Raw genomic sequence first — 9059 nt, forward strand, 5'->3', positions numbered from 1 at the left:
ACCAGCTCGACGCGGGCCACCCACTCCGCGTCGGGAACCGGGCGGTGGCCCGCGTCGAGCTGGTCCCAGGAGGCGAGGCAGCCGGAGCCGACGAAGTGGTGGTTGCCGAGCACCTCGCGCACGCCCAGGTCGGTGAGGACCACGGTGGGGACGCGGCGGTGCAGCGCCTCCAGGGCGGCCGTGGAGCTGACCGTCACCAGCAGGTCGGTGCGGTCCAGGACCTCACCCATGTGGCCGTAGACCAGGCGGAGGTTGGGCGGCAGGTCGGTCCGCTGCGCGAGCTTCTGGTAGGGCAGTTCCTCGATGTGGGTGGTGTGCTCGCCCGGCCTGGAGCGCAGCTTGAGCAGCACCTCGCGGTCGGGGTGCAGAAGGGCGTGGCGGGCCAGCCGGTCCAGCAGGTACGCGCGCTCCTCGCGGCGCTCCGGGACCGAGGGCTGCGCGGCGAACACCACGGTGTAAGGCCCGCGTCCGTGCCGCTCGGACGCGTCCGCCTCGCCGGGGTACGGCGTTCCGCCGAGGAACGGCAGCGCCACCTCGGTGACCGCCGACGCGTCGGCGCCCACCCCCTGGTAGACGGTACGGAAACGGTCGGCGTCCTGGCGGGAGTTGGCGAGCACGAGGTCCGCGCCGTGGCGCAGCAGCAGGCCGTCGGCGAGCTTCTCGTAGACGACGCCGACATAGCCGGTGACGACGACGGGCCGCCGGCTTCGGCCCTCCCACACCCGCTTCAGCCCGTGCAGCATCGCCTGCACCCCGCCGCCGACGAGCGCGAGGACGAGCACGTCGTACGGTTCCTGGCCCTCGGCGTCCCCGTCCATGGCGCGCAGGAACTCGACGGCGGTCACCTCGCGCAGCGAGTCGGCGCGGACGCCGACCTCCGTCAACTGGCGGGCGGTGGGAGTGGCTCGGCCCCGCAGGAGGTAGCCGTCCAGGTGGATGTCCGAGGCGTTCGACTCGGCGGAGACGAGGCGGTGCGCGGTGAGCGCGCCCCATTTCCACCGGGTGTCGGAATCCGCGAGAACGGCGACTCGCCGGGCCTTCATTGCACTTGCTGGCACGCCGAAGACCGTAGGAAGGCATTTCTAGGTTCCCCCCAACCCGAACGCAACAAACGGTTAACAGCACATCGCCGAATGGCGAATCGGGCCGCGATACCCCCGGAAAAAACCCGGGTTCACGGCATCGCCACGCGTCGTTCACCCAAGGTCAAACTGAAGGTAAAGACGCAGGCGGGGGCTGGCACCTAACGTCACTCGGGTGGTCAAGCTCTCCGTCATCGTGCCGTTCTACAACGTGCAGCAATACGCGCCCGACACCTTGAGAAGTCTTCGTGTGAACGCGCGCGACGACTTCGAATTCGTGCTGGTCGACGACTGCTCACGCGACGAGACCCCGGACATTCTCGCGCGCGCCGAGCGTGAACTGCCAGGCGCCGTATACGTCCGGCACGAGCAGAACGGAGGGCTGGCGACCGCGCGCAACACCGGAATCGACAACGCGCGCGGCGAGTACCTGACGTTCCTGGACGGCGACGACTGGCTCGCCCCCGGCTACTATCAGCGGCTCCTCGCCACCATCGAGGAACTGGAGTGCGACTTCGTACGCTCCGACCATGTGCAGTGCACCGGCCGGTCGCGCACGATCCACCGGGTCCCCCACGGCCGGCGCGGCGTGGTGCTGGATCCGCGCTCGGCGATACTGCCCGCCGACCGTTCCACGTCGGTCGACTACCCCTACGCCTGGGCGGGCATCTACCACCGCCGGCTCGTCGACCGGGGCCTGCTGCACTTCACCGACGGGCTGCGCACGGCCGAGGACCGGCCGTGGATCTGGAGGCTGCACCGGGAGGCGGGCTCCTTCGCCGTGGTGGGCCTGCTCGGCGTGCACTACCGGCGCGGGGTGGCCTCCTCCCTCACCCAGATCGGCGACGTGCGCCAGCTGGACTTCATCCGCGCCTTCGACCAGGTCGTCGAGGAGACGGCGAAGGACCGGGACGCGGACCGGCTGCTGCCCAAGGCCGTCCGCACGTACTGCGCGATCATCGCCCATCATCTGGGTTCCGTCGAAAGGTTCGAACCGGCGGTGGCACGGAAGCTGAAGTCGCTGAGCGCGGGCGCCCTGCGGCGCATGCCGCAGGACGTCCTCGAGGGGGCGCTGGACTCCATGGACGTCCAACGGGCCACCCGGCTGCGCCGGCTGCGCCGCCGCCCGGCCCCGACGGGAGCCGCCGCGTGACCACGCAGATCTTCCTGGCGTCGACGCTGTACGGCACGGCCACGCTCGCCGCCGCCCTCGACTCCGACTGCTTCGGCCCCGCCGACCGCCGCGTGCTGCTGGTCTGCAACAACGCCGCGACGCCCGAGACGACCCCGGCGCTCGACGAGCTGCCGGGCTTCGAACGGCTGCGGGACCGGTTCGACGACGTGGTGTCGTGGAACGAGACCATCTCGCCGTTCCACCCGGGCGGCTGGGGTCCGCGCGCGGACGACGTCCCGCTGTGGGAGCGGCACCTTCGGCTGCTGTGGAACCTGGGCGACGACGACGTCGAACTGGCCGTCGAGTCAATCCAGGTCAATCCGGCCCTCGGCTTCTGCCAGATCTTCACCGGCGCGCCCGTCACCGTCTACGCCGACGGTCTGATGAGCTACGGCCCCACCCGCAACAAGATCGACCCGCTGGTCGGCACCCGCATCGACCGCGTGTTGCACCTGGACCTGGTGCCGGGACTGAAGCCGGTGCTGCTCACCGAGTTCGGCGTCGAACCGGAGATCGTGCCGACGGACGCCTTCGTCAAGGTGCTGGCCGGACTGGCCGACACCGGCGACGAGTTGCCGCAGGCGGGCGCCGAACCCGCGCTGCTGCTCGGCCAGTACCTCTCCGCGCTGGACATCCTCACCGCCGAGGAGGAGGAGGCGCTGCACGTGCGGATGTTGCGGGGCGCGGTCTCGCTCGGCCACACCCGCGTCGTCTTCAAACCCCACCCCTCGGCGCCGGCCCGCTGGTCCCGGGCGCTGGAGAAGGAGGCCGGGAAGCTGGGCGCCGACCTCACGGTGCTCGACACGCCCGTCCTCGCCGAGGTGCTGTACCAGCGGATGCGCCCGGCCCTGGTCGTCGGCTGCTTCTCCACCGCGCTGCTCACCGCCTCGGCGCTGTACGGGCTGCCGGTCGCCCGCACCGGCACCGGCACGCTCCTGGAGCGCCTGACGCCGTACGAGAACAGCAACCGGATACCGGTGACGGTCGTCGACGCGCTCCTGCCCGACCTGGACGACCGCGCGGCGGTCACCGAGCAGCGACGGGGCATGACCGTCGACGCGCTGACCGAGCTGGTGCGGGCCGTGGCGTACGCGATGCAGCCGAAGATCCACCCGGGTCTGCGCCCGGCCGCCGAGGAGTACCTCGCCGCACACCTGGACCCGCACGCCCGGCGCTACTTCAAGCGCCGCCGCCTCACCTCCCTGGCCCTGCCCGGCGGTGTCCCGGCGCAGCTGGCCTTCATCCCACGGAACGCGACGGTGCGGCGCGTGGCCCGCCGGGCGCGCTCGCTGGGGCGTGCCGTGGGGCGCTGACACGGGCGTCATGAGCGGCCGACGAGAGGGAAGCACGTGACAGACGCGCCCACGGACACCCGCCGGGCCGCCACCGCCACGGCGACACGCCCGGTCCCGGCCCCCGTACCGGCCGGGCCCCGGGCAACACGCCTGCGCGCCCTGGACGGGCTGCGGCTGGTGGCCGCACTGATGGTGGCCGCCTACCACTACGGCGGCCGGGACGGCGAGGTCGGCCAGGCCTGGGGCGGATCGCCGCGCCATCAGTTCCCGGCGCTGCACTCCCTGTTCGCCTACGGCTGCCTGGGCGTGCAGATCTTCTTCGTGATCAGCGGTTTCGTCATCTGCATGAGCGGCTGGGACAGGCCGCTGCGATCGTTCTTCGCCTCCCGCGCCGCCCGGCTGCTGCCCGCGTACTGGGTGGCGATCGTCCTCGTCACGGCCGTGTTCGCGCTGCCCACGGTGGTGTACCGCGCGGTTTCGCCGTCCGACGCGCTGGTGAACCTGACTATGCTCCAGCAACCGCTCGGCGTCGACCGGGTGCTGGGCGTGTGCTGGACCCTGTGGTGCGAGGTCCGCTTCTACGCCCTCTTCGCCCTGTGCGTCGTGCTGCCCGGCGCGAACCGGCGGCGCGTGGTCCTGTTCTGCGCCTGCTGGACCCTGGCGTCCGCGATCGTCCAGGGGGCCGGCACGCCGCTGCTGGACGTCGTCCTGATGCCGGAGTACACGCCGTACTTCGTCGGCGGCATCGGCCTGTACCTCGTCCACCGCGACCGGCGCGACGCCATCGCCTGGGGCATCGTGGCGGTGAGCTGGCTGCTCGGCCAGCACTACGCGGTCCAGCGGCTGTGGCACGCCCCAGACGCGCCCGGCTTCTCCTACCGCAGTTCCTTCGGCATCGTGCTCGTCGTCACCCTCGGTTTCCTCGCCGTCGCCGCGATCGCGCTGGGCCTGCTCGGCTGGGCCGACTGGCGCCCGCTGACGGTCGCCGGCGCGCTGACGTACCCCTTCTACCTGGTCCACGAGCACCTGGGCTGGGTCGTCATCCACGTCCTGCACCAGGGCCTGGGCATACCGTCCTACGGCACGTTCATGCTGACGGTGGCCGCCATGCTGACGCTGGCGTGGCTGATCAACCGGTACGTGGAGGAGTGGCTGACACCGAGGCTGCGCGGGGTGCTGTCGAGACCCGGGCTCGGCTGATCCCGCAGCGGGCCGCGATGCCCGCGATCGGCAGGTCCAGTCCCTCAGCGTGGAGAACGCCTGCAACCTGGGCCGGCAGCTCGGCTCGGTGCTGGGCGAAGGCGCACCGGAGTCCCTGCCGGACACCTGGGAGGAGCGGCGCCGGGTCGCCGCGCACATGCTGGGCCTGTCCGCGCGGGTGTACCGCGGTGAGGTCCGTCGCGGCATGGCGACCCGTCAGCTCGGCGGCGGCTACCGGGAGTCGCCGGTCACGGCGCAGACGCGCACGGGCACCACGGGCCGTTTGCGGGCCGGGGCCGGGCGCCGGACGCGACGATGACCGCGGTGCGGCTGCTCGACGCGTTCCGCGGACCGCACCGGACGCTGCTCGCGCTGGGCATGGCGGCCGGGGTCCGTGCCCCCGGCTCGGTCCGCGTGGCCCGCGGCCCCGCGCAGGAGCCGTACCGGACCGGGCTGTTCCCGGTCCGTCCGGACGGCTGCGTCGGCTGGGCGGCGGCACGGCGGACGACCCGAGGGGCGACACGGTGGCCGGGCTCACGGAGCACCTCGGGCGCTTCGACCAGGCCTGGCGCGCGCACCGGTACCGGCCGAAGCCGGCTATGCGCTGGCCAGCGACAGCTTCACCGCGAAGCCCAGGAACAGGGCGCCCGCGGCCGAGGTCGCCCACGCCGACAGGCGCTTGCGGCGGCGGAAGGCGGCGGCCAGCCTGGTGCCGCTGAATATCAGGGCGCTGAGGTAGAGGAAGCTGGCCAGCTGGGCGAAGGCGCCGAGGACGACGAAGGAGACGGCCGGGTAGGCGTAGCCGGGGTCGACGAACTGCACGAAGAAGGCGACGAAGAACAGGATCGCCTTCGGGTTGAACAGGCTGACGACGAACGCACGGCGGTAGGGCCGTTCGTGGGCGGGGGCCGGGGACGCGTCCTGGGCCTCCTCGACGGCGCGCTCCCCTCGCGTCCGCCACATCTCCCAGGCGGCCCGCATCATCCCGATCGCGAGCCACGTCAGATATCCGGCACCCGCGTACTTCACGATCCCGAACAGCACGGCGTTCGCCTTGAGCAGGGAGGCGACCCCGGCGGCCGAGAGCGTCATCAGCACGGTGTCCCCGCACCAGACGCCCGCCGCGGCGGTGTACCCGGCGCGTATCCCGCGCCGGGCGGCCACGGACAGCACATAGAGGGAGTTGGGCCCTGGGAGCAGGACGATGAGGACAAGGCCCGCCAGATAGGTGGGGAGGTCGATGACGCCGAACATGGCAGGAGTGTCGCACGAGGGTACGACACTCCGGGTGGGCATTTCGGGGGGCGAGACAGACGGGCCGGTCGCCGCCGTCCCGCCGGAAGCGGGCGACGTCCACACCCCCGATCACTCGTTCGGAGTTCGGAGAAACGGTCCGGGTCAGAACGCGTCCGACGGCACGTAGTGCCCCCAGACCTCCCGCAGCGCGTTGCACACCTCGCCCACCGTCGCCCGGGCCCGCAGCGCCTCCTTCATGGGGTACAGGACGTTGTCCTCGCCCTCCGCGGCCTTCTTCAGGGCGGACAGGGCCGAGTCGACCGCCGCCTGGTCGCGTCCGGCCCGGAGTCCGGCGAGCCGTTCGGCCTGCCGGGCCTCGATGGCGGGGTCGACGCGGAGGGGTTCGTAGGGCTCCTCCTCGTCGAGCTGGAAGCGGTTCACGCCGACCACGACCCGGTCGCCGGAGTCGGTCTCCTGGGCGATGCGGTAGGCGTTGCGCTCGATCTCGTTCTTCTGGAAGCCGTGCTCGATCGCCGGGACCGCGCCGCCGAGGTCCTCCACCTTCTGCATCAGCTCCAGCGCGGCCGCCTCGACCTCGTCGGTCATCTTCTCGATGACGTAGGAGCCCGCGAAGGGGTCCACCGTCGCCGTCACGTCCGTCTCGTAGGCCAGGACCTGCTGGGTGCGCAGCGCCAGACGCGCGGACTTGTCCGTGGGCAGCGCGATCGCCTCGTCGAAGGAATTGGTGTGCAGCGACTGCGTACCGCCCAGCACCGCCGCCAGCCCCTGGACGGCGACCCGGACCAGGTTCACCTCCGGCTGCTGGGCCGTCAGCTGCACCCCGGCCGTCTGCGTGTGGAACCGCAGCATCTGCGACTTGGGGCTCTTCGCCCCGAACTCCTCACGCATCACCCGCGCCCAGATCCGGCGGGCCGCACGGAACTTGGCGACCTCCTCCAGGATCGTGGTGCGCGCCACGAAGAAGAACGACAGCCGCGGGGCGAAGTCGTCCACGTCCATGCCCGCCGCGACCGCGGTGCGCACGTACTCGATGCCGTCGGCCAGCGTGAAGGCGATCTCCTGCGCGGGCGAGGCACCCGCCTCCGCCATGTGGTAGCCGGAGATCGAGATCGTGTTCCACTTGGGGATCTCGGCCCGGCAGTACTTGAAGATGTCCGCGATCAGCCGCAGCGACGGCTTGGGCGGGAAGATGTACGTCCCCCGCGCGATGTACTCCTTGAGCACATCGTTCTGGATCGTGCCCGTCAGCTTGTCCGCCGGGACGCCCTGTTCCTCGGCCACCAGTTGGTAGAGCAGGAGCAGCAGCGCGGCCGGCGCGTTGATCGTCATGGACGTGGAGACCTTGTCCAGCGGGATCCCGCCGAACAGCACCCGCATGTCGTCCAGCGAGTCGATCGCCACGCCGACCTTGCCCACCTCACCGTGTGCGATCGGCGCATCGGAGTCATGGCCCATCTGGGTGGGCAGATCGAAGGCGACCGACAGGCCCATCGTGCCGTTCGCGATCAGCTGCTTGTACCGTGCGTTGGACTCCGAAGCCGTACCGAACCCGGCGTACTGACGCATCGTCCACGGCCGGCCCGTGTACATCGTCGGGTACACGCCGCGCGTGAACGGGTACGACCCCGGCTCGCCCAGCTTCCCGGCCGGGTCCCAGCCCTCCAGGGCGTCCGGCCCGTAGACCGGTTCGATGGGCAGCCCGGACTCCGACTCGCGCGCCATGGTGTGTGCCTCCGCGTTCTTTATTACTCGCCAGTTACTCGCCGGTATCCGATCCTCGCCACGGACTGTAGCGGCGGCCGTGCGCCGGGGTGGAGTGCCCCACGCTGGGACCTTGCTCACAGACCGGTTCGGCTCCTTCTGCCCTGGCCGTCCCTCACGCCTCTCTTCACGCTTTCGTGGTCAGGCTCCGCCTTCCAGCCTGCCCCCTGGTTCACGGTCGGTCACGCGTGGGGAGACATCCCCCTGTACTACCGGACTACGACGGCTGCAACAGCTACGGCGGGGGCGGTATGCGTATCGGAGGCATGAGGAGATCGGGCCTCGTCGTGGCCGCGGCCGTGGCGCTGGCCGCGGTGTGCGGGTGCACGGTGCAGACCCCGGGCGCGGGATCGGGCTCGGGACAGGGCGCCGGAGGGGGTGGCCGGCACCGCTCGCCGGTGCACATCGAGCTCCCCGCCACCGGGACACCCGGCGACGGCGGCTCCACCGACGACAGGCCGGGCGCGACTGCGCGAACGACCGGGGGAACCGGAACGACCCCGGGCACGGCACCGGGCGCCACCCCCACCCGGGCGCCGAGCGCACCCGTCCTGTGGTCCCGCGGCGACAGCGGCAGCGGCGTCCGCGAGCTCCAGGCCCGACTCCGTCAGGTCGCCTGGCTGTTCGACGGTCCGACCGGGACGTACGACGATCTGACGGAGCAGGCCGTGAAGGGCTTCCAGGACAAGCGGGGCCTGCCGCCCACGGGGCGCACCGACACCGTCACCTGGCAGCGGCTGCTGGCCATGACGCACCGGCCGGGCAAGTGGGAGCTGTATCTGATGGGCGGCCAGCCGGCCGGCGCGCCGGACCCGCGCTGCCTGACCGGCCGGGTGCTGTGCATCGACAAGACCACCCGGACGCTGCGCTGGATGGTCGACGGGCGGACGCTCTCGACGATGGCGGTGCGGTTCGGCACGCAGTACACGCCCACCCGGGAAGGTGTGTTCAAGGTCTACTGGAAGTCACGCCATCATGTGTCGACGATCTACCACTCCCCCATGCCGTACGCGTTGTTCTTCAGCGGTGGCCAAGCCGTGCACTACTCCTACGACTTCGCGGCCCGGGGTTACGCCGGTGGTTCGCACGGCTGCGTCAACGTACGGGACGAGGCGGCGATCGCGCAGCTGTTCGCGCAGGTGAGAGTGGGCGACAAGGTCGTCGTGCACTGGTGACGCGCGAGGGTTTTTGGATGTGACGTGAAGTGAGGCGGGGCGCGGGCGGGACCGGGGGAACGTGCCCCGCCCGCGCCACATGCACGAGCCGTGGGTACGGGGGGAACCCCGGCTG

Annotated in this window: 8 protein-coding genes; 5 read left to right on the forward strand and 3 right to left on the reverse strand. The window is 71.4% G+C overall.

The genetic code is table 11. The annotated features are described in order from the left end of the window. On the reverse strand, positions 1-1058 hold a 1058-nt coding region (locus BZY54_RS41845; protein ID WP_107419959.1), incomplete at its 3' end, for a DUF6716 putative glycosyltransferase. A gap of 199 nt (positions 1059-1257) precedes the next feature. Between BZY54_RS41845 and BZY54_RS41850 the strand changes: the two genes are divergently transcribed. From BZY54_RS41850 to BZY54_RS55195, 4 genes are read left to right on the forward strand one after another with little or no spacing between them, the layout of a single operon-like run. After that, complete coding sequence (locus tag BZY54_RS41850) at positions 1258-2235, forward strand: glycosyltransferase family 2 protein (RefSeq protein ID WP_086730602.1); 978 nt, start codon at positions 1258-1260, stop codon at positions 2233-2235. Beyond that, on the forward strand, positions 2232-3569 hold the full coding sequence (locus BZY54_RS41855; protein ID WP_086730603.1) for an alpha-2,8-polysialyltransferase family protein: 1338 nt from the start codon (positions 2232-2234) through the stop codon (positions 3567-3569). The genes BZY54_RS41850 and BZY54_RS41855 overlap by 4 nt, the downstream gene beginning before the upstream one ends. A 36-nt stretch (positions 3570-3605) precedes the next feature. Next, positions 3606-4751 (forward strand): acyltransferase family protein, encoded by a 1146-nt coding sequence (locus BZY54_RS41860; RefSeq protein WP_086730604.1) that lies wholly within the window; start codon positions 3606-3608, stop codon positions 4749-4751. A gap of 49 nt (positions 4752-4800) precedes the next feature. Beyond that, a complete protein-coding gene (locus BZY54_RS55195; RefSeq protein ID WP_086730605.1) occupies positions 4801-5070 on the forward strand; it encodes a hypothetical protein in 270 nt (89 codons plus the stop codon). Between the two features lie 278 nt (positions 5071-5348). Here BZY54_RS55195 and leuE read toward each other — a convergent pair whose 3' ends face one another. Both leuE and BZY54_RS41875 read right to left on the reverse strand, forming a co-directional pair. Continuing rightward, on the reverse strand, positions 5349-6005 hold the full coding sequence (gene leuE / locus BZY54_RS41870) for a leucine efflux protein LeuE (RefSeq protein ID WP_086730606.1): 657 nt from the start codon (positions 6003-6005) through the stop codon (positions 5349-5351). Between the two features lie 144 nt (positions 6006-6149). Next, positions 6150-7730, reverse strand: coding sequence for an acyl-CoA mutase large subunit family protein (locus tag BZY54_RS41875; RefSeq protein WP_086730607.1), 1581 nt, complete (start codon positions 7728-7730; stop codon positions 6150-6152). A 305-nt stretch (positions 7731-8035) separates the two neighbouring features. Between BZY54_RS41875 and BZY54_RS41880 the strand changes: the two genes are divergently transcribed. Further along, a complete protein-coding gene (locus BZY54_RS41880) occupies positions 8036-8944 on the forward strand; it encodes a L,D-transpeptidase family protein (protein ID WP_244217599.1) in 909 nt (302 codons plus the stop codon). Positions 8945-9059 lie beyond the last annotated feature (115 nt).

This window comes from Streptomyces carpinensis (genome assembly GCF_002154505.1).
Classification (GTDB): domain Bacteria; phylum Actinomycetota; class Actinomycetes; order Streptomycetales; family Streptomycetaceae; genus Streptomyces; species Streptomyces carpinensis.

Bases quoted from the DNA above. Each gene is read 5' to 3' on its own strand.
- leuE (WP_086730606.1), bottom strand. From the start codon at position 6,005: ATGTTCGGCGTCATCGACCTCCCCACCTATCTGGCGGGCCTTGTCCTC.
- BZY54_RS41875 (WP_086730607.1), bottom strand. From the start codon at position 7,730: ATGGCGCGCGAGTCGGAGTCCGGGCTGCCCATCGAACCGGTCTACGGG.
- BZY54_RS41880 (WP_244217599.1), top strand. From the start codon at position 8,036: ATGAGGAGATCGGGCCTCGTCGTGGCCGCGGCCGTGGCGCTGGCCGCG.